18 protein-coding genes, 2 tRNA genes and 2 pseudogenes are annotated in these 25,759 nt (G+C 71.5%); 11 read left to right on the top strand and 11 right to left on the bottom strand.

Annotated elements, in window-relative coordinates; translation table 11 throughout:
* Positions 1–38: 38 nt before the first annotated feature.
* The 3 genes and pseudogenes from SSQG_RS43675 to SSQG_RS14365 all read right to left on the bottom strand — a co-directional run bounded on the left by SSQG_RS43675 (position 39) and on the right by SSQG_RS14365 (position 3,081).
* Positions 39–597, bottom strand: a pseudogene (locus SSQG_RS43675) (PP2C family protein-serine/threonine phosphatase).
* An 883-nt stretch (positions 598–1,480) separates the two neighbouring features.
* Complete coding sequence (locus tag SSQG_RS14370; protein ID WP_039932698.1) at positions 1,481–2,011, bottom strand: heme-degrading domain-containing protein; 531 nt, start codon at positions 2,009–2,011, stop codon at positions 1,481–1,483.
* Positions 2,008–3,081 (bottom strand): Gfo/Idh/MocA family protein, encoded by a 1,074-nt coding sequence (locus SSQG_RS14365; RefSeq protein ID WP_039932695.1) that lies wholly within the window; start codon positions 3,079–3,081, stop codon positions 2,008–2,010. The genes SSQG_RS14370 and SSQG_RS14365 overlap by 4 nt, the downstream gene beginning before the upstream one ends.
* A 96-nt stretch (positions 3,082–3,177) precedes the next feature.
* On the opposite strand from SSQG_RS14365, the gene SSQG_RS14360 reads away from it, so the two are divergent.
* From SSQG_RS14360 to SSQG_RS14335, 6 genes are all read left to right on the top strand, one after another.
* A complete protein-coding gene (locus SSQG_RS14360) occupies positions 3,178–4,359 on the top strand; it encodes an ROK family transcriptional regulator (RefSeq protein ID WP_039935055.1) in 1,182 nt (393 codons plus the stop codon).
* Between the two features lie 260 nt (positions 4,360–4,619).
* Positions 4,620–5,459 carry a hypothetical protein gene (locus tag SSQG_RS14355; protein WP_003990494.1) on the top strand — a complete coding sequence of 280 codons (840 nt, stop codon included), beginning with the start codon at positions 4,620–4,622 and terminating at the stop codon, positions 5,457–5,459.
* Positions 5,460–5,585: 126 nt separating this feature from the next.
* Entirely contained in the window at positions 5,586–6,365 is a 780-nt protein-coding gene (locus SSQG_RS14350) for an HAD-IIA family hydrolase (RefSeq protein ID WP_003990493.1), read from the top strand.
* 130 nt (positions 6,366–6,495) lie between these two features.
* Positions 6,496–7,410, top strand: a complete 915-nt coding sequence (locus tag SSQG_RS14345; protein WP_003990492.1) for a hypothetical protein — start codon at positions 6,496–6,498, stop codon at positions 7,408–7,410.
* Positions 7,407–8,090: a class F sortase gene (locus tag SSQG_RS14340; protein WP_003990491.1), complete on the top strand. Its 684-nt coding sequence runs from the start codon at positions 7,407–7,409 to the stop codon at positions 8,088–8,090. The genes SSQG_RS14345 and SSQG_RS14340 overlap by 4 nt, the downstream gene beginning before the upstream one ends.
* A 333-nt stretch (positions 8,091–8,423) precedes the next feature.
* On the top strand, positions 8,424–9,458 hold the full coding sequence (locus SSQG_RS14335) for a glycoside hydrolase family 6 protein (RefSeq protein WP_003990490.1): 1,035 nt from the start codon (positions 8,424–8,426) through the stop codon (positions 9,456–9,458).
* Here the strand turns inward: SSQG_RS14335 and SSQG_RS43670 are convergent.
* From SSQG_RS43670 to SSQG_RS14310, 6 genes and pseudogenes are all read right to left on the bottom strand, one after another.
* On the bottom strand, positions 9,455–12,289 hold the full coding sequence (locus SSQG_RS43670) for a WD40 repeat domain-containing protein (protein ID WP_338117252.1): 2,835 nt from the start codon (positions 12,287–12,289) through the stop codon (positions 9,455–9,457). The two genes, SSQG_RS14335 and SSQG_RS43670, sit on opposite strands and share 4 nt — an antisense overlap.
* Before the next feature lie 118 nt (positions 12,290–12,407).
* A pseudogene (locus tag SSQG_RS42695) lies at positions 12,408–13,667 on the bottom strand (serine protease); the annotation flags it as partial.
* A 157-nt stretch (positions 13,668–13,824) separates the two neighbouring features.
* Positions 13,825–15,765, bottom strand: a complete 1,941-nt coding sequence (locus SSQG_RS14325; RefSeq protein ID WP_003990487.1) for a kelch motif-containing protein — start codon at positions 15,763–15,765, stop codon at positions 13,825–13,827.
* Positions 15,762–17,762 carry a glycosyltransferase family 2 protein gene (locus SSQG_RS14320; RefSeq protein WP_003990486.1) on the bottom strand — a complete coding sequence of 667 codons (2,001 nt, stop codon included), beginning with the start codon at positions 17,760–17,762 and terminating at the stop codon, positions 15,762–15,764. The genes SSQG_RS14325 and SSQG_RS14320 overlap by 4 nt, the downstream gene beginning before the upstream one ends.
* Positions 17,763–18,087: 325 nt before the next feature.
* The gene (locus SSQG_RS14315; protein ID WP_003990485.1) at positions 18,088–18,801 is read right to left on the bottom strand and encodes a FadR/GntR family transcriptional regulator; all 714 of its coding nucleotides are present in this window, start codon (positions 18,799–18,801) and stop codon (positions 18,088–18,090) included.
* 85 nt (positions 18,802–18,886) lie between these two features.
* Positions 18,887–18,960: transfer RNA gene (locus SSQG_RS14310), tRNA-Lys, on the bottom strand.
* Between the two features lie 201 nt (positions 18,961–19,161).
* Here SSQG_RS14310 and SSQG_RS14305 point away from each other — a divergent pair.
* From SSQG_RS14305 to SSQG_RS38515, 5 genes are all read left to right on the top strand, one after another.
* Positions 19,162–20,694, top strand: a complete 1,533-nt coding sequence (locus SSQG_RS14305) for a peptidoglycan-binding protein (protein ID WP_003990484.1) — start codon at positions 19,162–19,164, stop codon at positions 20,692–20,694.
* An 11-nt stretch (positions 20,695–20,705) separates the two neighbouring features.
* Entirely contained in the window at positions 20,706–21,737 is a 1,032-nt protein-coding gene (locus SSQG_RS14300) for an SPFH domain-containing protein (protein ID WP_039932689.1), read from the top strand.
* A gap of 101 nt (positions 21,738–21,838) precedes the next feature.
* On the top strand, positions 21,839–22,444 hold the full coding sequence (locus SSQG_RS14295; RefSeq protein WP_003990482.1) for a lytic polysaccharide monooxygenase auxiliary activity family 9 protein: 606 nt from the start codon (positions 21,839–21,841) through the stop codon (positions 22,442–22,444).
* A gap of 87 nt (positions 22,445–22,531) precedes the next feature.
* Entirely contained in the window at positions 22,532–22,996 is a 465-nt protein-coding gene (locus SSQG_RS14290) for a DUF3592 domain-containing protein (RefSeq protein WP_003990481.1), read from the top strand.
* A gap of 40 nt (positions 22,997–23,036) precedes the next feature.
* Positions 23,037–24,740 (top strand): AMP-binding protein, encoded by a 1,704-nt coding sequence (locus SSQG_RS38515; protein WP_078506851.1) that lies wholly within the window; start codon positions 23,037–23,039, stop codon positions 24,738–24,740.
* Here SSQG_RS38515 and SSQG_RS14275 read toward each other — a convergent pair.
* Positions 24,706–24,779 (bottom strand) — tRNA-Lys (locus SSQG_RS14275). The genes SSQG_RS38515 and SSQG_RS14275 overlap by 35 nt on opposite strands.
* A gap of 95 nt (positions 24,780–24,874) precedes the next feature.
* Positions 24,875–25,636 (bottom strand): IclR family transcriptional regulator, encoded by a 762-nt coding sequence (locus tag SSQG_RS14270; RefSeq protein ID WP_039932685.1) that lies wholly within the window; start codon positions 25,634–25,636, stop codon positions 24,875–24,877.
* Between the last annotated feature and the right edge of the window lie 123 nt (positions 25,637–25,759).

Raw genomic sequence — 25,759 nt, 5'->3', positions numbered from 1 at the left:
CGTCGCGACGGGGCGAACGTCGCCTGCCGGGGCACTGGCTAGATGTCGAGCTCGGCGAGGTGGTCTGCTGTGCGGCCGTGCCATTGGATGAGGAACAGGGTGGCGTCGTCGCTGCTCACGCCGCCCCGGGCGGCTTCCAGGACGGCGGCGAGTCTGCGGACGGTTTGGATGACTCCACTACTGGAAGGTTCGGTGCGCTCGATGGCTTCGATCAGGCGGGATTCATGGAACTCCTGCCCCTGGGGGCCTCGTTCCTCGATCACGCCGTCGGTGAAGAACAACACCTGGTCCCCCGGGCGGAGTTGAGCTACGGCGATCGGGGGGGGCGGGGAAACCGAAGCCCATGGGCAGCCTTTCCGCACTCTCCAGCCTGTCGATGACGCGGTGCCCCCTGATCAGCAGCGGCGCCGGATGACCGGCGTTGATCCACTGGAGGTGGCCCTCGGAGACGTTCAGGCGCATCATCTGAGCGGTCACGAACTGTTCGGGCCCGAACGCGCCGTTGATGCTTCGGTCCATCAATTCGTACAGCTCCCGGAGCCCGACATCCATACGCCGGCCACGGCGATGGGCTCCCAGGGCGAGGGTCGCCAGCATCGCGGCTTCCAGCCCGTGCCCCATCGCGTCGATGATCGCCAGGTGCAGGAGGTCGTCGTTGAGCGCGTAGTCCAGGCCGTCCCCCGCCACCTCGTACGCCGGCTCCAGGGCAGCCGCGAGCGACACCTGCGGCGTGTGCATCGCCAACGGGGGAAGTTGCGCGTACTGGATCTCCGCGGCCAGACTCAGTGGCCGGCCATGGCGTCGTGCCATGAAGAACTGGTCCGTGTAGCGGGTCTTGGAGATGATCATCTCCGCGATCAGGGCCGAGAGTCGCCGCAGGAGCCGACGGTCGTCATCGTTCAAGGTGTCCAGGGTGATCGACAGCACGCCGACCTCGTCAGCACCGTCCACCAGCGGCACATGAACGCGCAGCCCGTCGGCCTGGGACTCTTCCACCATGCGCCTGCCGAGGAATGCGTCCCCCTCCGGTGATCCGTCGATGGCAGGCGGCTCACCCGCCGTGAGGCGCCGGCCGCGCAGCGGCACCAGCTTGCTCAGAGCGTAGTCCTGAAGGTGGATCGAAACGTCGCGGCCTCCGATCCTGGCCACCTCTTCCGCCACCAGCGGAGCGATGAGCTGCGGCGGCAGCTCGTGAGACCGGTCCAGCATCTGCCCCAGCAGCCGCTCACCGAACCCTTCGGAACGGTCCTCGGGGACCCGCCGGGGGCCGATCCGGCGCTCGTCCACTCGCACGCCGCCTTCCCGTCGTGGACCGAAGCTCCTGACTCAACCATCGCCCCTGACGATCGCGGCGGCCACCGGAGTGAGGCCACGGGGGGCCCGCCCGGGCGCGGGAACCACCGTCCCCTCCCCCCCGCCCCCGCTCGGGTCGGCCGGAGGGCGCCGTGCCCTACAGCCGGCCTGATCCAGACGACAGGGCCTACTCGGCTTGCTTGCTCAGGAACTCCTCCAGCGCCTGCACGACGAGCCGGTGGTCCTGGAGCTGCGGCAGCCCGGACACCGTCACCGTGCCGATGACGCCCGCGCCCTCGACGGTGATCGGGAACGATCCGCCGTGCGCCGCGAAGGTGTCGGGGTCGAGGCGTGAGGACTCCTCGAACGTCGTGCCCTTGGCGCGGAAGCGGGCGCCCACCAGGTAGGACGCGGAGCCGTAGCGTTCGACCACCCGGCGCTTGCGGGCGATCCAGGCGTCGTTGTCGGGCGTGGAGCCGGGCAGGGCCGCGTGGAAGAGCTGCTGGCCGGCGCGGTGGATGTCGATCGCGACGGGGGCCTGCCGCTGCCGGGCCGTCTCCACGAGGAGCGAGCCGAGCGCCCAGGCGTCGTCGTAGGTGAACCGGCGGAACACCAGGCGGCGTTCCTCCCTCTCCAGCTCCTCCAGGCTCGGGGTGAGCTCCGGCTGGAACTTCGGGCCGAGCTCGTGGTGGTGGGAGGGGTTGCTCTTGTGCGTCACAGGGTCACCGTCACCTTCTCGTGGGCCGAACGACGGGCGGCCTCCAGTACGTCCAGGGTGGCGGCCGCCTCCAGCGCGGTCACCGGGTTCGGGGCGCCCTCCAGCAGGGCCTTCGCCACGGCCGCATAGTAGGCCGGGTAGTCGCCCGGGAGGGTCGGTACGGGGCGGCCGCCGCCGGTCACCGGGGACTCGCCGGAGCCCACCCGGCCCCACAGCGACTCGGGTTCCCTGCCCCAGTCGGCCGCCGCGGGGGGACGCTTGCCCTCGCGCAGGGCCGCCTCCTGGGGGTCGAGGCCGTGCTTGACGTAGCCCGCGGTGGAGCCGAGGACGCGGAAGCGGGGGCCGAGCTGGGCGGTCGTCGCGGAGACGTAGAGGTGGGAGCGGACGCCGCTGGTGTGCGTGATCGCGATGAAGGTGTCGTCGTCCGCCTCGGCGCCCGGGCGGCGCACGTCCGACTCCGCGTACACGGTGGCCGCCGGGCCGAAGAGGACCAGGGCCTGGTCGACGACATGGCTGCCGAGGTCGTAGAGCAGACCTCCGATCTCTGCGGGGTCGCCGGACTCCCGCCAGCCGCCCTTCAGTTGCGGGCGCCAGCGCTCGAAGCGGGACTCGAAGCGATAGACGTCGCCCAACTCGCCCTCGGCCAGCAGCTTGCGCAGGGTGAGGAAGTCGTTGTCCCAGCGGCGGTTCTGGAAGACGGAGAGGAGCAGGCCGCGCTCCTCGGCCAGCGCGGCGAGCTCCCGGGCCTCGGCGGCCGTGCCGGCGACGGGCTTGTCGACGACCACCGGCAGACCGGCCTTGAGGGCGGTGGTCGCGAGCGGCACGTGCGTCTTGTTCGGGGACGCCACGACGATCAGGTCCAGCTCGGCGGCCCGGTCGAACAGCTCGTCCGGTGTCGCGGCGAGGCGCACGTCCGGGAACTCGGCGCGGGCCTGCTGCTGCCGTTCGGGGTTCGAGGTGACCACCGTGTCGAGGGTCAGGCCCTCGGTGGCGGCGATCAGCGGGGCGTGGAAGACGGAGCCGGCGAGGCCGTAGCCGACGAGGCCGACGCGGAGGGGTGTGCCAGTCATGGCATCCACTTTCGCAACGCTGTTTCCAAAGTGCAAGCGCCTGGGGACAATGGAGGCGTGAACAGGGCGGACGAGCACACCGGTGGGGTCAGCGGCATGCGCGGGGCAGGAGGGCTGGGAGGGGCAGGTGGGACAGGAGCGACGGGAGGGACGGGAGGGCTCGGGGGCGGGGTGAACCTGCTCGCCCTGCGTAGCCACAACACCGCGCTGGTGCTCGACCTGTTGCGGACGGCCGGGACCGACGGCATCAGCAGGCTGGAACTCGCCGAGCGGACCGGGCTCACCCCGCAGGCGGTCAGCAAGATCACGGCCCGGCTGCGGGAGGACGGTCTCGCGGCGGAGGCGGGGCGCCGGGCGTCGACCGGGGGCAAGCCGCGCACGATGCTGCGGCTGGTGCCCGAGGCGGGGCACGCGGTCGGGGTGCACCTGGACCGGGACGAGGTGCGGGTCGTGCTGGTGGACCTGCGCGGGGCCGTGGTGGGGGAGCGGCGGGCCCCGCTGGACCTGGGGGCCGGGGCGGGGGCCGTGTTGGCGGCGGTGACCGGGGTGGTGCGGGAGACGGCGGCCGGGGTGCTGCCCGCCGTCCCGGGCGCCGAGGCCGGTGCGCTCGCCCGGGCCGGCTCCCTGCTCGGCGTGGGCGTCGCGCTGCCCGGGCCGCTCGATCACACCCGGGGCGTGCTGCACCGGGTGACGGGCTTCCCCGAGTGGGACGGCTTCCTGCTGCGGGAGGCGCTGGTGGAGCGGCTCGGGGTGCCGGTGGTGATCGACAAGGACACCAACGCGGCGGCGGTGGGACTGGCCGCCGGGGGAGAGGGCGGCTCCTTCGCCTACCTGCACCTCGGTACGGGGCTGGGGGCCGGTCTGGTGATCGGGGGCAGCGTGCACCGGGGTGCCCGGACCGGGGCGGGGGAGTTCGGCCACCAGGTGATCCAGCTGGACGGCCCGCCGTGCACCTGCGGCGACCGCGGCTGCGTCGAGGCGCTGTGCCTCGCGGCGGTGGCACACGGCGACACGGAGGAGGCGGCACGTGTCCTGGGCGCCGGGGCGGCGAACCTGGTGGGGCTCCTCGACATCGACATCGTCCTGCTGGGCGGCCGCACGGTCGCCACGACGCCGGAGCCCTTCGTGCGCGGGGTCGGCGCGGTACTGGAGACAAGGGCCCGGCGGACGGGGCAGGACGCGGTACCGGTACGCCTCGCGACGGGCGGTGGGCGAGTTGTCGCGGTGGGGGCGGCTCAGTTGGTGCTGGGGCCCGTGTTCGGGCGGAGGGACGGCTGAGGGCTGCCGAGGCTCGGGAGGGTGAGGGGGCGGTCCGAGGTGGCGGGCGCGTGTGCGGTCCGTACCGGCTGCGGATGTTCGCCGGGTGGGCGGCTTGAGGGGGCCGAGGCTCGGGAGGGTGAGGGGGGCGGTCCGAGGTGGCGGGCGCGAGTGTGGTTCGTACCGGCTCCGGATGTCCGCCGGGCGGGCGGATCCGCACCGCCGTTCGGGGGGCGTCGCGGGCCGTGTCGCTTGCGGTCGGCCTCGACCGGCAATGTCACATGGCCATGCGACTCTGCACGCCCGCTCACCTCTGCCTGGCGGCGGCAGCCGCCGTCCTGCTCCCCGGTGCCCACCCGGCGTACGCGGACGACCCGGCGCCCGCCTGCGCCGCGCCCGACGACCACACGTTCCCGCTCACCACCCGCGTCCACGGCGGGCCGGACTCCTACGCGGCCGGGGGCGGGTTCGGGACCTGGTACCTCGATCTGACCAACACGACCGACCGGCCCTGCACCGGCATCCACCCCGTCGTGGTGCTCGTCGACGCCAAGCGGGCCCTGGAGCCGTCCCAGCCCCGGCTGGAGTTCTTCGACGGGGCGCGGTCCCACGCCGTGCGGTTCGAGAAGACGGGCGAGGACGAACTCGTCGGGGCACTGGCCGACGACGAGGCGCGGTTCGCCGGGTTCACCGTCGGGCCGGGGAAGACCGTCACCGTGCGGGTGCGGCTCGCCCTCACCTCGGACGCCGTGCCCAACGACGTCACCGCCAACGCCGCCGTCGTCCAACGGCACGACGACGACGGCGACTGGGTCGGACAGTCGAACGACTACCGGTTCGGCATCGAGGGCGGCGGCCCGGTCGACGGCGGCGATACGGGCGACGACGGCGGGACCGACTCCCACCCGGAGACAGAGGCCACCTTGCCCGAGTCGGAAGCCACCCCGCCGGAGTCCGAGGCCACCGCCCCGGAGTCCGAGGGCACCGTCCCGCCCCGCGAGGACCGGTTCCCGTTCGCCGAGGAGCTCGCCCGCACCGGAGCCGGCATCAAGGTCGTCGGGGCCGCTGCCGTGCTGCTCACCGGAGGTGGGGTCCTGCTCCTCGCGCGCCGCCGCCGCTGAGACGGGCCGGCGGGCCGGCGGGCCGGCGTCCCGCCACTCGGGACGCCGGAAGCCGACCGTTCCGGAAGATCTGGCCACTGTTTAGGCTTGGGCTGCCTGGACCGCGTACGGCAGGAGATCCCGCACATGGCAGACCGCAAGCCCATCGAGTCGTGGCTCACCGACATGGACGGTGTGCTCATCCACGAGGGTGTGCCGATCCCCGGCGCCGACGCCTTCCTGAAGAAGCTGCGCGAGTCGGGGAAGCCCTTCCTGGTCCTCACCAACAACTCGATGTACACCCCGCGTGACCTGCACGCCCGGCTGATCCGCATGGGCCTGGAGGTGCCGATCGAGAGCATCTGGACCTCGGCCCTGGCCACCGCCCAGTTCCTGGACGACCAGCGGCCGGGCGGGTCGGCGTACGTCATCGGCGAGGCGGGCCTCACCACCGCGCTGCACGACATCGGCTACATCCTGACCGACCATGAGCCGGACTACGTCGTCCTCGGCGAGACCCGTACGTACTCCTTCACGGCCATGACGAAGGCGGTGCGGCTCATCCTCGACGGCGCCCGCTTCATCTGCACCAACCCCGACGAGACCGGCCCGTCCGCCGAGGGTCCGCTGCCCGCGACCGGCGCGGTGGCCGCGCTGATCACCCAGGCGAGCGGGAAGAAGCCGTACTTCGCGGGCAAGCCGAACCCGCTGATGATGCGGACCGGACTGAACGCCATCGGGGCGCACTCCGAGACCAGCGCGATGATCGGCGACCGGATGGACACCGACGTGCTGGCCGGCATGGAGGCCGGGATGCGGACGTTCCTGGTGCTCACCGGGCTGACCCGGCCCGAGCAGGTCGAGGACTTCCCGTACCGGCCGTCGCAGGTCGTGGACTCGATCGCGGACCTCGTCGACCGGGTCTGACCTGGGCCGACCTCCGAAAGCGGCCCGTCCGCGCCCAAACCCGTCGTCACCCGTACGGAGCAGAATTCGCGTCCCGGAGGATGCGATGACCCCTCGTGCGGGGGAGGCTCCAGTCGTCTGGAGGTTCACGATGGGTTCCCTGAGAGTCACTGTCTGTACGAGCGCCCTGGCCGTGGCCGCCCTGACCCCGGCGGCGTACGCGGCGGACACGGGGGGCGTCTCGGTGATCCCGGCGTTCCCCGCGCCCGGCAGTGACGTCACGCTCCGCGTGACCCACTGCGCGGAGCGGACGGCCGTCGCCGCCTCGGCCGCGTTCGTCGCGGACGCGCGGCTCGTCGCCGTCACCGAGGGTGAAGTCGCCGGCGAGAGCCGCGTCCGCTCCACGGTCGTGCCGGGCACGTACACGGTGAGGGTCACCTGCGGGGGCGCCGAACGGACCGGCACGTTCACCGTCCGGAGGCGCGCGGGACAACAGCCGCACGCGTCCGGAGCCGAGTCCGGAGCCGCGCCCGGAACCGCGTCAGGGTCGGCCGGTCAGCCCCCCGCGCCTGGGGCGGTCGGTCAGCCTCCCGCACCGGGGACGGCCGGTCGGCTCCCGGCGCCCGGGTCCGCCGGGCAGCCCCCCGCGCCAGGCCCGGCCGGGCAACTCCTCACACCACCCGCGGCCGGGCAGCCCCCTGCGCCTCCCGGCGGCACGGCCGGGCAACCTCCCGCGCCCGGCACCGCCGGCCGGCCCCCCGCTCCCGGCACCGCCGGGCAGCCGCCCCTGCCCGAGGGGGGTGGCCAACCGTCCGCGCCCGGGTATGACGGGCAGTCGTCCGTCTCGCGGCGGCCGGGCGCGCACGCCTCGCCCGTCGCCCCTGTCGCCGCCGGCGGCGGTGGCGCGGCGGACCTCGTCGCGGCGGCGGACCACGGGACCGGCCCCGACACGGCCCGGGGAGTGAGCCCCGGCACGGCCCAGGGCATGACCGGCCTGCTGCTCGCGGGCGTCGCCGCGCTGGTCATCGCGCTGGGCGGCCTCCGTCGCGGCCGTGGAACGGGATGACGATGTCCTACCAGGATCAGATCAAGGGACGCTCCTCGGGCACCGGCCGTCTGCTGGCCGGTGTGGCCTGGGTGGTGCTGCTGCTCGGGCTGTGGCTGTGGGGCCGTGAGGTGACCGACGTACGGCACGGCGTCTCCGCGCCCGCCACGGGTGACATGGCGGCGGCCGGAAGACCCCCGGACGTGAAACTGCCCCCCGCGCACCGGCCGCTGGACGACGCGTTGCCGCAGCGCGTCGACATCCCCGGACTCGGTGTCCAGGCACCCGTGGTGGCACGCGGCCTGGACGCACGCGGGGCGCTCGATCCGCCGCCGTACGACCAGCCGGGCGTGGTCGGCTGGTACGCGGGCGGGGCGGCACCCGGGGCGCCGGGAACCGCGCTGATGGTCGGTCATGTCGACACCCGGTCCCGGCCCGCCGTCTTCTACAAGGTCAGCGCGATGCGGCCGGGCCAGACGATCCGGGTGGTCCGGGCCGACACCGAGGTCGCCGAGTTCACCGTCGAGTCCGTCCAGGTCCTCACCCGCGACCGCTTCGACGCCCACCAGGCCTACGGGCCCCGCAAGTCGGGCCGGGCCGAACTGCGCCTGATCACCTGCGGCGGCAGCTACGACCGTACGACCCGCAGCTACACGGCGAACGTGGTCGTCTCGGCGTACCTGACGGGAACCGGCCGTTAGCGCCTCCGGTGCGGCCACCTGACCCGGCCGGCGACCCGCTCCCCCTGAAGTCGCCGACCGGGCTGGTCCTCGACCGCGCGCACGGGCTGCGGGAGTAACCCGGCGAGCTGCGCGGGAGGCCGCGGGAGCCACGGCGGGTGAATCTCTGGCCGGAGCCGGGCGCTGCTGAGAAGACTCTAGAACCAAAGGGCCACCCCGGCCTAGAGGTTGAATGACGCCAAGTCCCGATACGGTGGCGCTGCGTCATCCGCGCAGGTCGGCTTCGGCCTCGTGGGCGTCGCGGGACGTATGTCAGGATTGAGACTTGGAACGGTGCACCCAAGGGGGAGTTGGATGTACGGCAGCAGGGGGGTCGGGGCGTCCGCCGCGAGGCGGATCTCCACAGCGGTGCTGGGGGCGGCACTGCTGATCACGGGATGTTCGTCCGGCGGAGGGGACGGAGCGGACAAGGACGCCGACGCGGGCGCCGGAATCACACAGCGGCCCAAGGGGACCGCCCCGTTCTGGGTCAACCCGGACGGCACCGCGGCCCAGCAGCTCGCTGACCTGGAGAAGTCCGGCAAGAAGCAGGACGCCGAGCAGATCCGGAAGATAGCGGAGCAGCCGGTCGCCGAGTGGATCGGCCCGGACAACCCCGAGGAGCAGACCCGGGGCTTCACCGAGGCCGCCGACAAGGCCGGCCGGAGGGCACTGCTCGTCCTCTACAACATCCCGCACCGCGACTGCGGCCAGTACTCACAGGGGGGCGCCGCCGACGGCAACGCCTACCGCGCGTGGCTCGACGGCGTGGCGGCGGGCATCGGCGACCGGCCGGCCACGGTCATCCTGGAACCGGACGCGCTGCTGCACCTCGTCGACGGCTGTACCCCGCAGCAGTTCCACGAGGAGCGCTACGACCTCCTCAAGGGCGCCGTCGGCAAGCTGAAGTCCCTGAAGGACACCAAGGTGTACCTGGACGCGGGCAACGCCGGCTGGCAGCACCCCGACCAGATCTTCGAGCCGCTGAACCGGGCCGGCATCGCCCAGGCCGACGGCTTCTCCGTCAACGTCTCCAACTTCTACTCCACCGAGGAGTCCGTCTCCTACGGCAAGCAGCTCTCCGCCAAGGTCGGCGGCAAGCACTTCGTCGTCGACACCAGCCGCAACGGCAAGGGCCCCTACACCGGCGGCAACCCCGACGAGCGCTGGTGCAACCCGCCGGGACGCGCGCTGGGCGAGACGCCGACGACGAAGACGGCGGACCCGCTGGTCGACGCGTACCTGTGGGTGAAGCGGCCGGGCGAGTCGGACGGTGAGTGCAAGGGCGGGCCCAAGGCGGGGCAGTGGTGGGCGGACTACGCGCTGAAGCTCGCGAAGGCCAGTTCCTAGAAGTCGGTGCAGACGTCCTCGACCTGGTCCCGGTCGGCCGCCACTTTCTTCTCGTCTTCGGTCGGTTCCCGCCCCGCCAGGGCGCACAGCCGGTCCATCCAGCGTTCCGGATCGAGCGGGATGGTGGAGGTGCGGGAGCCGTCGACGATCGTGAGGTTCTTGCCGTCGGTGCTCGGTGAGAGGACCGAGCCGTACCCCACGTAGTAGCGGTAGGTGTCCTGGCGGTCGTCCACGTCCCAGACGACCTGCTCGCCGGTGGCGGTGGTCGTGTGGAGCAGGCGGTCGCCGAGGAAGCGGCCGAGGTAGTAGACGCCGTTGTAGGTGAGGTCGGGGAGTTTCTTCTTCTTCTCGACGTCCCACAGTCGTACCTGGCCGCCGGCGTACTGCATGGCGAGCACCTTGCCGTCGGGGGAGAGGACGAACGACCGCATCGACCGGTCCCCGTCGTCCCTCTTGATCCACCTCTTGAACTCGCCGGTGGTGAAGTCCCAGACGCCGATCTCGGCCACCGTCCGCACCACCGCCTGGGGTTTGCCCGGCAGGGCGGTGGCGTAGGTGCCGGCCGCTTCGTTGGCGATCTGGGCACGGTCCTGGACGGGCGGCCGGTAGATCTCGCCGTCCGGCTTGCCGCTCCTCAGATCCCAGCGGGAGACGTACGACAGCCCCGAGATCACGGCGTGGTCGCTGTCGGAGAAGCTCAGGTTGATCCAGGAGGGGACGAGCCCCGTCATGGGGTCCGGGCCGGAAGCCGTGATGCCTTCGGGCGCGGGCAGTTCGAGGACGTGCTCCTCCCGGAGGGAAGAGCCGTCGATCCGCCAGACGAGGACCGTCCGCCCGTCCTCGGCGATGGTCAGCATCCGCCGCCCGTCCGGGCTGAAGGCCGCGTACATACGCGCCAGCTCCCGGGACGGTCGCGCGGTCGCGAGGAGACGGTGGTCGGCCAGGTTCCACAACTGCAGTCCCGTGCCCTTGGAATCCACGACCGCCATCCTGCCGCTCTGCCCGTCCGGTGTGCGGATGCGGTTGAGCAGGGCGTTGGTGTCGAAGGACGTGGGCGGCTTGACGCGGACGGTGACGATGCTGCCGCCGACCCCGACGATGGCACGCAGGTCGCCGGGCGGGCCGGCCAGGGCGACCGGGGGAGCGAAACCGCGCCCGGTGATGTTCTGGTCCTCGGGAGCGGCGGCCGGGGTGTCGAAGGTGGCGGGCCAGCCGCTCTCCAGGTCGATGACGAGGAACCGCATCCGGCCCAGGTCGGTGCCGATGCGCCCGGTGGGGTTGACCAGGTAGCGACCGGTGGCGTCGAGCCGGGGCGTGTAGAGCGGGCACAGTCCCTGGAAGGTGCTGTTGTTCCAGCTCTGGAAGCGCTTCGGGGTGGTCCCCAGCCGCCATGCCTCGAGTGCGCCCTGCTCGGTGCAGGTGACCAGGGTGCGGCCGTTGCCGCTGACCGTCGCGGAGGCCGTGGCGCGCTCGTCCCAGGGGCGGTGCAGCGAACCGTCGTCCAGGTCCCAGGAGACCAGCCGGCCCCGCGCGTCGTCCGCTGACGCGCCGGAGGGCACGATCCGTGCCACCACCGTGTCGTCCGCGCCGAACCAGGCCTGTGCGGCGTCCCAGCCGCGTGGTGGGACGAGGGGGCGGCCGGTGCGCCGGCCGTCCTTCGTCTCCCACATGAGCACGCCCTCACCGGGGATCGTGGCGAGAATCCGCTTCCCGTCCCCGTCGAAGCGGAGATCGTGGGGGGAGCGTGGGTTCTTCTTGGCGGCATCGACCTTGCGCAGGCCGATGGTCCGGAACTTGTCCAGGTCCGAGGAGACCGGTACGCCGAGGGTGACCAGACCCCAGTCGCTCGCCCGGGCCACCCTTCGCCCGTCGGCCGACACGGCGATCCGCTCGGTGTCGTGCCGTGTGGAGAAGAGGGAGGGCTTCGGCCGCTTCTTCCCCCGCAGGTCCATCCGCACGAAGTCGCCGTTGGCCAGCACCGCGTACGCTGACGAGCCGTCACCCGTGAGCGCGACGTCGTCGACGTCCTGACGCCCCTCCATCACCACCCGGTCCACATCCTGCAACCGCAAGTACTGCGCGAGCAGCGCGGACCGCGCGTCCGCCCGGGCCTCGGCCCGATACGCCCCCACCGCGAAGAGGGAGGAGACGGTCAGGGACGTACCGTCGAGACTCGCGGCCTGCTGCGCCAGCCGGTCCGACGCCAGCCGCCGCTGCTCCTTCAGCAGATTCAGGTACAGCACGGACACCACCGTCGCCGCCACCACGGCCAGGACGGTCACCACGGCCCACAGCACGCGCAGATACCGCTTCCGGCGCTCGGACCTCGCGGCCTCCTGGCGCTTTTGGGCCCGCAGCCCGACACTCGCCTCGATGAACTCCCGATCCTCGGCGGTCAGTTCACCGCCACGGTCGTCCAGCCACCGCTCCGCGACCGGCAGCGCCGGATCCTCCAGCAGCAGCCCGTCCGGCCGCCCCTCCCGCCACCACCGGGCGCGGTCGTACCGCAGCTCCCCGCGCCAGGTGAGGAACGCGCGGTCCTCCCGTAACTGATCGGACAGCGGCTGCCAGTGCTCGATGAGGGCCTCGTGGGCCAGCTCGACCGTCTCGCCCCGCTCGGGATCCGCACCCAGGACGAGGACCCGCTCCTCGGCGAGCGCGCCGGCGACGGCCCACCGCTCCTCACCGGCGTCCCGGCGGGCGAGCCGGGCACGCAGGGCCGTACCGCCGCCGGGTGGGAGCTGGACCAGTGCACGGAGCAGCCCGGCCGCGGTCTCCGGCGTCGTACCGCGCAGCGCCCGCTGCCACGCCGAGTCGGCCCTGCTGCTCAACACCCCGCCCAAGCCGCCCAGTTCGAGGTAGGTGTCGAGGCGGAGCCGGCCGCCGACCTTTTTTTTCCCACAGGGTGGTCAGGACGAATCCGAGGAGGGGCAGGGCTCCGGGACGGCCCGTCGCGTCGTCGATGAGCCGGTCGGCCAGTCCGCTGTCGTACTCCACGCCGGGGAAGGCCCGCAGCGGCAGCCGGACCACCTCGGTGAGCTGCTCGCGGGTCATCAGGCCCAGCTGGTGCGCGGGCGCCCCGCCGACCAGGCGGCTCAGCTCCGGGTGGCGCAGGGCCGTGTCCTGGAAGTCGGTGCGCAGCGCCACCAAGGCCGCCACGCCGGGGTGGCGGCAGGCGTCGAGGAGGGCGTCCACCAGGGCGCGCAGCTCCTCCTCGGGGCGCAGCAGCAGGGCCTCCGCCTGGTCGATCGCCAGGACGAGTCCGGGGGCCGACCGGTGGGCGCGCAACTCGTCCCGGACCACCGACGCGTCCGGCAGGCGGCCCTCGGCACGCAGCGTCACGACCTCTACGTCCTGCTCCTTCAGGCGGGGGAGTACGCCCGCCATGAGGAGGGAGGACTTGCCGGAGCCGGAGGGGCCGGTCAGCGTCACACAGCCGTCGGGTGAGGTTCCGCGCGGGCAGAGCAGATCGATCACCGCGGTGACGTCCTCGTCCCGGCCGAAGAAGTGCGCGCTGTGCTCCTCGGTGTAGGGGCGCAGGCCGGGGAACGGGGAGTCGGGCGCGAGCAGTTCGGCCAGTTGCGGCAGCTCGTCGAGGACCGTGCGGGTCGGGATGCAGAAGCTCTGCCCGCGGTGCGCCGGCGAGATCGAGGCGACGATGCCGACCACGGCGCCGAGGTCGTCGTCCCACACGGCCGAGCCGCTGAAGCCGGGCTGGACCGGGTCCGTCTGTCCGTCGAGCGGCGACATCTGCAGTCGGCCCGTTCTGGTGCCGCCCCGCAGCCGGGCCGTGTGCCAGCCGCCGCCCGTGTCGTCCCTCGGCAGTCCGAAAACGATGGCCGTGTGGTCCCAGACGTCCCTGGGCGCCACCATGACGACCGGCCGGGCCTGCGGCAGCGGGCGGGACAGGGACAGGACGGCCACGTCCCCGCTGCCGTCCGCGCGTACCGGGACCCAGTCCCGTACGACGGCCTCGGTCTCCTCGCCCGCACGCAGGGCCAGCCGGACCCGCACCGGGCCCTCGGGGCGGTCCTCCCGCCGCGTCGGCAGGCCCGCGGCGTCCAGGACGACATGGGCGCAGGTCAGCACCAGTGTGGGCGCGACGATCACGCCCAGGCCACCGATGTGTCCGTCCGCGCCCGTGACCTGGACGGTCGCGGCGGCCAGGACGTCCTCGGCCACCGGATCCGACGTGGTCGGCTCGGTCATCTCCCGTTTCCCCCGCCACCGTTGACCACACACGTTGCCGATGTCGTACCCGAGAGCACACCACAGCAGGTGCACGGGTCAAGGGCGTTTCCCGTCATCCGGACATGCGAAAGGGGCGCCCCCCCCGCAGCGGAGAGCGCCCCCAACCAGCCGATTCCTACGGCACCTTGACCCACTGAGCCTTGCTGGGCGTCCCGTCGGCGTTCGTCACGAACAGCATGTACCACCCTGCCTGGACCAGGTTCCGGTTCTCCGGCACGGTCACCGTCAGCTTGTCGCCGGACGCCTTGAAGTCCAGGGCGATCGACCGCTGGTCGACGTCCGTGACGTGCGTGGCGGCGCTCGGGCGGATCAGCCGGACCTTCTTGACCGACTTGGCGTCCGAGGAGGTGAAGACGCCCGTTCCGCCGCGCTCGATGGTCTGCGGCCCGCCGGACAGCGAGGGCCGGTTCCCGTCGCCGTACAGGTACGGCGGGGTGTAGATCTCGATGCGCTGCTCGAACTTGCCCGGCTTGGTGTTGGCCTTGTCGGCGTACAGCGAGTCCGAGCCGAAGAACATCACGCGGCCGTCGGGCAGCAGGATCGACCCGGAGTGGTAGTTGCGGCCGACGAGCGGGTCGGCGACCCGCCTGAGGTCGTTCTTCGCCGTGTCGTAGAGATGCGCCTGGAAGATGTTGGAGTCGCCGCGGCCGCGGTAGTCCTCCGAGCCGCCGGAGATCAGCACGCTGTCGTCCGGCAGGATCGAGGCGTTCGGGTAGCGGGTGCCCTTCTCCAGGGACGGGCCGTCCTTGAAGCGCGGGTCCGGGTCCTTCAGGTCGACGATCCGGGTCTTCTCGCTGGACTGCTCGGACTCGCCGACGCCACCGCCGCCGACCACCATGTACTTCTCGTCCTGGGCCGGCGGCAGCAGCACCGTGCCGGACGTCTCCATCAGCTTGGGGTCGCTCAGGCCCGGTATCTTCGCGAACTTGTTGGTGTCCACGTCCCACACGCCCGGCTCGCGGCCCACGTTGTCCGGTCCGTAGCCCGCGTTGGAACCCGAGTAGAACACCTTGCCGTTCTGCATGAGGAACAGCGCCGGGTAGGTCGGGAACTGCCGGACCTTGCCGGTGTAGGTCCACTTCTTGGTCTTCGGGTCGAAGACCTCGTTCTTGCCCGGGACCAGCTGGCCGATGTCGTCGAGGCCGGAGACGCTGAGGATCTTCCCGTCGCTCAGGGTGGTGAGCGTCGGGTACCAGCGGGCCTCCTTCATCGGGTCGACCTTGATGTACTTCTCTGCCACGGGATCGAACTCGAAGGCGTCCCGGATGCCCTGGAAGTCCTTCTTGTCGAGGGCGAGTTTCTGCGCGATGCCGTAGGTGTTGCGGGCGTCGTCGCCCTTGAGGCCGCTCACGCGGTAGTTGTCCTGCGTGCCCGTCTCGTACTTCTGCCCGCGCTTCTGCGCCTCGACGTAGATACGGCCGAGCCCGGGGTCGTTGCGCAGGAACCTGCCGGTCGCCTTGTCGAAGACCTTCTTCGCGCGCGGCACGAGGACGGGGTCCTTGGAGACGAAGGTCTTGCCGTTCTTCTTGCCCGTGAACCTGGTGCCCGCGGGCAGGGTTATCGGCTGGTCCGGGTTCTCGTTGTGGACGATCATCAGGCCGCCGGCCTTGGTGACGTCACCCTTGAGCTTCTCGTACCGCTTGGTGCCGCCCGCGATGAGCAGGTTGCCGTTGGAGAGCTGCGTGTGGCCGGTGCAGAACAGGTCGGCGGGGGTGGGCACCTTCTTGATGGTGCCCTTGACCGGGTCCCAGATCCGGGTGTCGAACTTCTTCGCGTCGAAATTGTCCTGGTTGTTTCCCGACCCCGCGACGAGCAGCACCTTGCCGGTGCGCAGCAGCGCCGCGTGGATGGTGTTCTGCCGGTACTCCTCGGGGAAATCGACGATCTCCCATTTGCCGTTCGCGGCCTTGTACTCCGGCTTGTTGATTGTGTACTGGTGGTATTTCTCGGTGCTGAAGCGGTAGAGCCACGGCCCGTTCATCCCGGCCAGCGCGAGTACCACCGCCGTGCCGATCGCGAGTCGACGGGCCCGGCGGCGGCCTGCACGGTCGTTCATTCCTTACGTCCCCCAAGTCCACCAAGGGCGATCTGCATGGTCTGGTCGGATCCTCCGACCTCCCCGTTTCCGCCGGGGCCGGCGGCCCAGCTGGGCTTCTGCTGCGGGGCGTGGGGCGCCTGCTGCTGCGGGATCGGCAGCGGCTGCGTCCGGGGCGGCCCGGCAGGGTCCTGTGGCTGCTCCCCGGCGGGGGCGGCGGGCTTCTTCGCGTCCTGCCGCAACTGCCAGCGCCAGGCGAAGACCGGCGAGGCGGTGATGAGCAGTGCGAAGGTCGCCCAGATGATCATCGCGGGGTGGGAGTGGCCGAAGACGAAGCCGGCCGTGATCGACGCGCCGAAGATCAGGATGAAGTACCAGTGGTAGCGGAACGTCCCGAACCAGCGGTCCGGGCTCGCCGAGTCGCCCTTGGGCGTGACCACGAACTTGCTCTTGCGCCGCAGCACGGAGTCGAACAGCGCCTTCGCGTACAGCGGCGCCGACAGCGCGGACATCACCATGCCGGCCACACCGCCGGAGCCCTCCGGCTCGTGCGGCGAGACGTTGTGCCGGCGGTTCCAGACGTACAGGCCGATCTGCAGGGCGGAGGCGTTGCCGTAGAGCATCAGCCAGACCGCCGGGTCGATGTTCACACCCGAGGCGCCCATGCCCAGGAACAGCGCACAGCTCAGCGCGGCCAGGATCCAGTTCAGGGCCGACATCGGGTAGAAGATGATCATCATCGTGTAGTTGAAGAGCTTGCTCGGCGGAAGCGAGTACCAGCCCTTCCAGTACTGCCCGATGATCGTCTCGTACGTCCCTCGCGACCAGCGCATCTGCTGGGTGAAGAAGTCCGTCCAGGCGCTGGGGCCCTCACCGACGGCGAGCACGTCCGGGGTGTAGACGGAGCGCCACTTGTTGCCCGTCGCCGGGTTCTTGTGGCGGTGCATCTCGAAGCCGGTCGCCATGTCCTCGGTGATCGAGTCGTACAGGCCGCCGATCTGCTTCAGCGCCTTGATGCGCACGGCGTTGGACGTGCCGACGAACATCGGGGAGCCGTAGCGGTTGCCGGCGCGCTGGATCAGCGCGTGGAAGAGGAACTGCTGCGACTCGGCGGCCTTGGTGATCGGGTTGTCGTAGTTGCCGTAGACCTGCGGGCCGATGACGAAACCGACGTCCGGGTCGCGGAAGAAGCCGAGCATCCGCTCCAGGTAGTTGGGCAGCGGCACGTGGTCGGTGTCGACGGAGGCGAAGAAGTCGTACTCGTCGCCGTGCGCCTCCAGCCAGGCGTTGTAGTTGCCGTGCTTGGTCTTGGCGCGGTGCGGGCCCTTGGCCTGGTTCCACTTCGCGACGCCCTTGCGGGAGAAGTGGTGCACGCCGAGGCGCTGGCAGACGGCCTTCACGTCGGGGTCGTCGCCCTCGTCGAGCAGCCACACGTGCATCAGGCCCCGGTGACGGATCTTCACGGCCGCCTCCAGGGTCTTCGTCACCATCTCCAGCGGCTCCTTGCCGGGCACGAAGGAGGTGAGGAAGGCCACTCTGGTGCCGGTCTCGGGCACCACCGGGATCGGGTCGCGCGCCACCAGCGTCGCGTGCGCGTTCGACAGCACGTTCATGCAGCGGAAGAACTCGATCAGACCGATCGAGACGAGCATGACCATGTCGAGCGCGGGCAGCCAGTCGAAGGCCGGATAGTCGCGCTCGGTCCAGTGCTCGGGCTGGAGCAGCCAGAACAGCAGCACCAGCGACAGCACCGGAGCCGCGGCCAGCATGAGGGCCACGCGTATGCGGTGCGGCTCCTGTGAGATGAGGGAGCGGTACTGCACCTTGTACGGCTTGCCGGGGTCGGGCTGAGTGAGGGGGCCCGCGAGCCGGCTGTAGTGCTCGTAGTCGTATCTCGGCAGAGTCTTCTTGATTCGCCTGAATGTCCCCGTGGTGCTCATCCGGTGTGCCGGAACCCTGAGCTGGGTGGTCTGGGACGGGTCGTGGTCCTGCCGGGCGCCCGTCGGCCTCGACGTCATGAGTCATCCCCCCACACGCGGAAAGCCGCGTGTTTCGTCGCTTGCTTCCGCCTGCGACAGGTCCCCCTCGACCTTCACAGACGTATCAGTGGTGGATCGCGGTCACCACGTCTTCCACACCTTATAGACATGGCAGCGCGACCTTCCGGTTGCATGATGCCCCCCTCGGCATCGCTCCACGAACGGGGCCCCTATCCCCGCCCGGTCGGCAACCGGCCCTTTTGCCCCCCAACTGCCGTGAATCCGCGGCATCTTGAAAAACCAGAAAACCAGGGTTCTACGGCGTCCATCATGATCGCAAGACGCGAAACGCGGTGTTTACCGGTCATACGCGTTCATTGTGACGGGTGTGGGGGATCTGTGGAGCGGTTGTGGACAGGCGGGCGCGGATGTTCCCGAAGTGCTCTCTTATGGCCTCCTCCGCGCGCATCGCATCACCGGATCTGACCGCGTCGAGGATCTCCCGGTGCTGCCGGCAGGTCACCTTCGGGTCCTGCGGCTCGCCCCCGAGGTCCGTACGGACCCGGTGGAAGGCATCCCAGAACGCCTCCAGGACCTCGCTCAGCAACACGTTGTCCAGCCCCCGGTAGAGGGTGGCGTGGAAGGCCCGGTCGGTCTCGGCGAGACCGGCTCCGTGCGCGGCCTCCTCTTCCATACGGTCGACCAGCGCGCCCAGTTCAACGAGATCCGCATCCGGTATCCGGCCGGCGAGCCGGGACACCAGCCCCGTCTCCACGGCCTCCCTCAGCTCCAGCAGCTGGAGCAGGGAGTCCTCGCCCCGGTAGTGCCCGGCGACCGTGCGGAATGCGAGGCCCTCGATCATCGGGGCCAGGGACATCGGGCCGACGTAGGTGCCGAAGCCGTGCCGGATCTCCACGATGCCCATCGCCTGGAGCGCCTTCAGCGCCTCCCGTACCGAGTTCCGGCTCGCGCCGAGGTACTCCATCAGCTCGGGCTCGGTCGGCAGCGGGGCCCCGGAGGCCAGCCGGCGGTCGATGATGAGTTTCTTGATCCGCTCCTGGAGGTCGCGCGCTGCCATGGCGAGAGGGTAGCGGCCGGACCGCCCCAGGACCGACCACGGGCATGCGAAAAGCCCCCCGCTTCCGCGAGGGGCCTTCGGTCGGTGCGCCGCCAGGGACTCGAACCCCGGACCCGCTGATTAAGAGTCAGCTGCTCTAACCAACTGAGCTAGCGGCGCTCGCTGACGTCATAACTCTACAGGACGCCCGGAGGTGCTCCTGACCACCCGACCCGGGGCCTGGGGCGGCCGGTCAAGGCGCTCCGTTACATCATTCGGACCGTCAGCATGCGCGTCCGGAAGACAGTTGCGAAACTGACGACGTCCCGCCCGGACGCGCACTGGCGCTGCTGTTTCCACCGGAAGTGTGAGGGGAATCGCATGGAGTCTCCGGTATTCGAGCAAATCGACCCGGCGAGCGACTGCGACTGCCCCGGCTGCGTCCACTGGCGCCGCGCCCTGCCGCGTTCCCGGACCGGCCGCATCACCGCCCATCCGGCCGCGCGCCGGGCCCTCGCCCTGGCCGCCATGGCCTCGGCGGCGCTCGGTGCGAGCCACGCCGTCCCGGCCGTGGCCGTCCCGCCCGTATCGCATCGTTCCGGTGTTTCCGCAGGTGACGAGCGTGACACCCCCCAGGGTGACACGGCACCGCTGCACGGCCCCGACGCCCGTCGGGACCAGCCTTCCACCTCCAGCGAACCCGTGGCCATCACCCGCGCGGAGATCATCAGCCGGGCCAGGACCTGGGTCGCCGCGAAGGTGCCGTACAGCATGAACAAGTACTGGTCCGACGGTTACCGGCAGGACTGTTCGGGCTATGTGTCCATGGCCTGGAAGCTGCCCGGAAACGAATGGACGGGCAGTCTCGCGCAATACGCCGAGCGGATTTCCAAGGAGGAACTCCAGCCGGGCGACATTCTGCTGTTCCACAATCCGGCCAACGCCCAGAGCGGCTCGCACGTCACCATTTTCGGCGGCTGGACGAATTCCGCCCGCACCTCCTACACGGCCTACGAGCAGGCCCGCCCCCACACCCGCCGCAAGGCCACCCCTTACGCCTACTGGACCGACTCCCACCGGTACGTCCCCTACCGCTACAAGGGCATCACCCAGGAGCCGGCACAGGGGCCGGACTCGGGGTCCGGCTCGGGGACCGACTCGGGGGCGCACTCCGGGCCGGCCGCGGGACCGGACTCCGGGTCAGGTTCGGGAACGGGTCCGGGGGCAGAACCGGGACCGGCTTCGGGGGCGGACAACCCGGGACCGGGCCCGGGCGCGGTTTCAGGACCGGCTTCGGGAGCGGCCCCGGGCGCGGTTTCGGGAGCGGCTTCGGGACCGGCCCCCGGGTCGGACAGGGGGCTGCCGGGCGCCCCGGCCGCCGCCACGCCGTACCCGGGAGCCGTGTATTTCGGCCCCGGCGCGAACAACGGGTACGTCCTGCGGCTCGGCCGCATGCTCGTGGCCCGCGGAGCCGGCGCCGCCTACCGCTCGGGTCCGGGACCGCGCTGGTCGGACGCCCACCGGCGGGCGACCCGGGCCTTCCAGCGGGCCCAGGGCTGGAAAGGCGCCGACGCCGACGGACTGCCCGGCCCGCGCACCTGGGATCTGCTGGTCACCGGCAGGGGCAAGGACGTCAAGGCCGGGGCGGTCGGGACGCGGCCCTCCTCCCATGACGTCCCCGGCTACCCCGGGCGGGCGATGTTCCGGCCCGGAGAGGCCAACCCGCACATCACCCGGATGCGGAGGCAACTCGTGCGGAAGGGGTTCGGCAGGTTCTACACGGCCGAGCCGGGCCCGCGCTGGAGCGAGGCGGACCGACGAGCCGTCGAGGCCTTCCAGCGCACCCAGGGCTGGCGGGGCGGAGCGGCGGACGGCTTCCCGGGGCCGGAGACCTGGCGGCGGCTCTTCTCCTAGGGGAGGCACGTATGAGTACGAGCACGTCCCACACGTCCGAGCCCGACGGACCGGCCGACGCGCCGGGCAGGCCCGGCCGGCTCATCCAGAACGAGTCCACCACCGAGATCCCCGTCCACCTGCTGTTCCGCGACGAGCCCGACCCGGCGCCGGGACCGATGAAGCCGGCGGTCGTGGGCCGCAGGCAGGGCACGGGGGAGCAGCCGCGCCTCGGGCGCGCGGCGGCGGTGACGCCGCGTCCGGTGCCGTATCTCGACCCCGACCTGGTGGAGCGCCCCGCGCGGGTGCTGCCCGGTGCGGCGGGTGTGCTGGCCGGGGTGTGCGGGGCGGCCGGTTGTGTGGCCACCTCGTGGTGGGCCGGGGTGCTGCCGCCGCTCGCGCTGGAGGCACTGCGGCTGCCCGCGCACGCCGGGGCCGGGCTCGGTCCCGCGCAGTGGGCGGCGTACACGGCAGCGGGGGCGCTCGGTCTCTTCGGGTTCGGCGGACTGGCCCGGGGCCGCACCGGGCGGGCGTGGGTGCTCGACCTGTTCGGCCGGTACCGGGGGACCGTCCGGCGCTCCGGCCTGCTGTGGGTCAACCCCTTGTGGCTGCGCCGCCGGGTGGACGTGCGGCTGCGGCACTGGCGCAGCGAGCCGATGCCCGCCGCCGACGGATGCGGGGTCGCGCTGCGGGCGGTCGTGCTGGTGGTGTGGCGGGTGCGGGACACCGCGCGGGCCACCCTGGTCGTCGAGGACCACGAGAGGTATCTGCGCGAGTGCGTCGAGGCGGCGCTCGCCCGGGTGCCGGTCCAGATGCCCGGCGGGACGAAGGGTGCCCCGGACGCGGCGGCCGAGACACTGACCCGGCTGGTGGCGGCGGACACGGAACCGGTGGGCCTGGAGGTGTTCTCGGTGCAGCCGCTCCGGGTGGAGTACGACCCCGAGGACACGCTGACCCGGCTGACCATGCGGGGCCTGGTCGAACTCGACGACCACGAGCGGAAGGCGCTGGTGAAGGACCTGACGGTGGCGTTCTGCGCGGGGCGGGGAGAAACAGCCCCGTGATTGGTATGGACATGTTCAACTGATGCCCATACATTCACACTTGGTCTAGACCTACCTGCACGGCTCACTGAACATCCCCCACGTTCTCCAGGAGCGGCAGCATGCGTACCAGGACCAAGTTGTCCGCAGCCGCGGTGGGACTGGCCACGACCGGAGCCCTCGTACTCTCCTCCGGCGGAGCCAGCGGCCACGGCTACACCGACCTCCCCGTCAGCCGGCAGAAGCTCTGCCAGAACGGCACGGTGACCAACTGCGGATCCATCCAGTGGGAACCGCAGAGCGTCGAGGGCCCGAAGGGCTTCCCGGCCTCCGGACCGGCCGACGGGCAGATCTGCAACGCCGGCCTCGGCCAGTTCGGCCAGCTCAGCGCAGCCCGGACGCCGTCCGGCGGGGCCTGGCCGACAACCCGGGTAACGGGCGGTCAGAACTACACGTTCCGCTGGCAGTTCACGGCCATGCACGCCACGACCGACTTCAAGTACTACGTCACCAAGCCGGGCTGGAACCAGAACCACAACCTGGCCCGGTCCGACCTCAACCTCACACCGTTCTTCACCGTGCCGTACAACGGCCAGCGGCCCCCGTCGACGCTCTCCCACAGCGGCAGGCTGCCGACCGGGCTGAGTGGTCATCACGTCATCCTCGCGGTGTGGACGATCGCCGACACGGGCAACGCGTTCTACGCATGCTCGGACGTGACCTTCTGAGGTTCTCTTGAGTCACCGGCGCGGCCGGCGTGGGTAGGTTCCTCCCACGCCGGCCGACCGATGGCCGCGCAGGCCTCGGGGGAGCTCATGGAAGTCTTGTTCTACGTCGTGCCCATGCTCATGATCGCGGTCGCTTCCTGCGCCGTGGTCGCGGTGATCCGCCGCTCCGTCCGGGTCGGCCGCGCCTGGAGCAGCGGCCTGACCGCCGAGGCACGTTGTCTGCGGACGTACACCACGACGAGTGGTGGCGGCGACAGTTCGGTGCACACGACTCTGCACCACGTCTACGCGTTCACCACCCGCGACGGCCGCGGCGTCCGGTTCGAGGAGCGGGGCGGGCCGGGGACGACCCTCGAGGGCGACATCGTCACCGTGCACTACCCGGCAGACCGCCCGGAGCACGCCACGGCCAGGCCCCCGACGCCAGGGAGGCTCGCGGCGGGCACGGGATGCCTGCTCGCCTTCCTCGGCACGTTCATCCTCTTCGCCGTCGGCTTCATGGCCGTGACGTACGCGATGTTCTCCGCCGCGGGTGACTTCCCGCAGCCGTAGTGCTCCACATCTGACGTCATGTCAATTACCGTGCGCCGTCATGGAGTCCACTACGGGGCACACGGTCGCGGAGCTCGTGGCGGCCCGGTGGGGTGACCACCGGCCGGGGCTGTGGTGCGAGGACGTCGTGCTCACGGGGCACGAGGTGGCGGCCGGGGCCGCCGCCCGGGCGGCATTCCTCGCCGACCTGTTGCCACCCGGCGCCGAACCCCACCTCGGCGTGCTGCTCGACAACACCCCCGAGTTCCCCCTGTGGCTGGGCGCGGCGGCCCTGGCCCGGGCTGCCGTCGCCGGCGTCAACCCCACCCGCCGGGGCGCCGAACTCGCCCGCGACATCCTGCACACCGAGTGCCGGATCCTGGTCACCGACCGGGCCCACCTGCCGTTGCTCCAGGGCCTCGACCTGCCCGGAGTGCGCCTGCTGCTCACGGACACGGCGGAGTACGCCGACCTCCTGACCCCCTATGCGGACGCCCGCCCGGACCCGTCCCGCGCCACCCCGCACGACCGCTTCCTGCTCTACTTCACCTCCGGCTCGACCGGCGCCCCCAAGGCTGCGCTCTGCTCCCAGGGCCGTCTGGCGGCCGCCGGACGCGCGCTGGCCGGCCAGTTCTCCCTGACCCCGGACGACGTGCACTACCTGTGCATGCCGATGTTCCACGGCAACGCGGTGATCGCGGGCTGGGCACCCGCCCTCGTCACCGGCGCGGGCGTGGCGCTGCGCCGCCGCTTCTCGGCGTCCCGCTTCCTGCCGGACGTACGCCGCCACGGGGCGACGTACTTCACCTACGTCGGCCGGGCCATCCAGTACGTGCTGGCCACCGAGCCGGGCCCCGGGGACCGCGACAACCCGCTCCGTCTGGGCTTCGGCACGGAGGCGGGCGCGGTGGACGCGGCGGCCTTCGAGCGGCGGTTCGGGGTGCGGCTGGTGGAGGGCTACGGGTCGTCGGAGGGCGGGGCGGCCGTGCGGTGGTCGCCGGGAACACCGGCGGGGGCGGTCGGCCGGGCGGCACCCGGGCTCGTCGTCCTCGACCAGGAGACCCGCGAGGAGTGCCCGCCGGCCCGCTTCGACGGGGCGGGGCGGCTGCTCAACGGGGACGAGGCGATCGGCGAGCTGGTCAACCGGGGGCCGAACCCCTTCGAGGGGTACTGGCGCAACCCGGCGGCGGAGGCGGAACGGCGCGGATGGGGGTCCCCCCGCTCGAGCGAAGCCGAGAGTGGGGGAGGCTGGTACTGGACGGGCGACCTCTTCTACCGGGACATCGACGGCTACCTCTACTTCGCCGGCCGGACCGACGACCGCCTCCGCGTCGACGGCGAGAACCTGGCCGCCGCGATGATCGAGAACATCCTCGCCCGCTACGAGGGAGCCGCCGCCGTCGCCGTGTACGCGGTGCCGGACCCCGTGACCGGTGACCAGGTCATGGCGACGGTCGCCGGAACGTTCGACCCGCTGTCCTTCGCGGAGTTCCTGCTCTCCCAGCCCGACCTGGGCACCAAGATGGCGCCCCGGTTCGTGCGGGTGGTGGAACGGATGCCGGTGACGGCGACGAACAAGATCCACCGCGCGGCGCTGCGCAAGGAGGGCGTCCGATGCGCGGATCCGGTGTGGTGGCGGCCGCCGGGGGAGGGCGTGTACCGCAGGCTGACCAGCGCTGACCTCGAACACGCCGAAGGGCCTCCCGCTCCCACGAGAGGCCCTTCACCGGTGCGCCGCCAGGGACTCGAACCCCGGACCCGCTGATTAAGAGTCAGCTGCTCTAACCAACTGAGCTAGCGGCGCATGACTCCCGCCGACCGCCGGAATCGTGTTCCGCGGTGGGCGACGGGAAAATACTACCCGGTCCCGGGGGGTGCTTCTGACCACCCGAGACGGGTCTAGATCGCCATGGAGAGCAGCACCGGTGCCGCGTTGCGGTTGAGGGCGTCAGCGGCCTGGCGCAGGCGGTGGGCGTGCTCGACCGGCAGGGACAGGGCCAGGCAGCCGACCGAGGAGCCGGCCGTGATGGGGACGGCGGCGCAGACCGTGCCCACCGCGTACTCCTGGAGGTCGAGGACGGGCACGGTGGGTGGCTGGGCCTCCAGCCGGGACAGCAGCAGCCGGTCGCTGGTGATGGTGCGCGAGGTGAGGCGGGCCATCTTGTGCCGGGCCAGGTGGTCGCGGCGCCCGGCGTGGTCGAGCTGGGTGAGCAGGCTCTTGCCGATGGCCGTGGCGTGGGCCGAGGAGCGGAAGTCGACCCACTCGTTGACCTTGGGAGTGGCGGGGCTGTCGGCGTACTGGGTGATGCTGATCTCGCCGTCGACGTACCGGCTCATGTAGACGGCGGCGCCGACCGAGTCGCGCAGCCGGTCGAGGGTGTGCTGGAGCTTCTCGCGCAGGGTCTGCTTGTGGTGGTGGGCGGAACCGAGGCGGGTCAGGGTCTCGCCCGTGACGTACGCGCCGTCGGCGATCTGCTCGACGTAGCCCTCACGGCGCAGCATCCGCAGGAGCGCGGTCAGTCGCTCCGGTCCGATGCCGGTGTGCCGGACGAGGTCGGCGTCGGAGACTCCGGTGGAGCTCCGCGCCACGGTCTCCAGGACGCGCAGGGCTTCCTGCGCCGAGTGGTACGGGGTGGTCGGCGGCTCGTGCTTCAGCGCCACGGTGGTCTCCCCCTGCGCTTGCTGTTGGGCCGAAATCCGGACAGCGAATCCCCTCCACGATAACGAACAATGGGCTTGTGGAGAGCGGGGGTTGACAAGATTCACGGGGCCCCGGACTGGGGC

Origin of the sequence: Streptomyces viridochromogenes DSM 40736 (genome assembly GCF_000158955.1) — a bacterium.
Classification (GTDB): domain Bacteria; phylum Actinomycetota; class Actinomycetes; order Streptomycetales; family Streptomycetaceae; genus Streptomyces; species Streptomyces venetus.
This window is presented reverse-complemented; position numbering and strand designations above follow the sequence as displayed.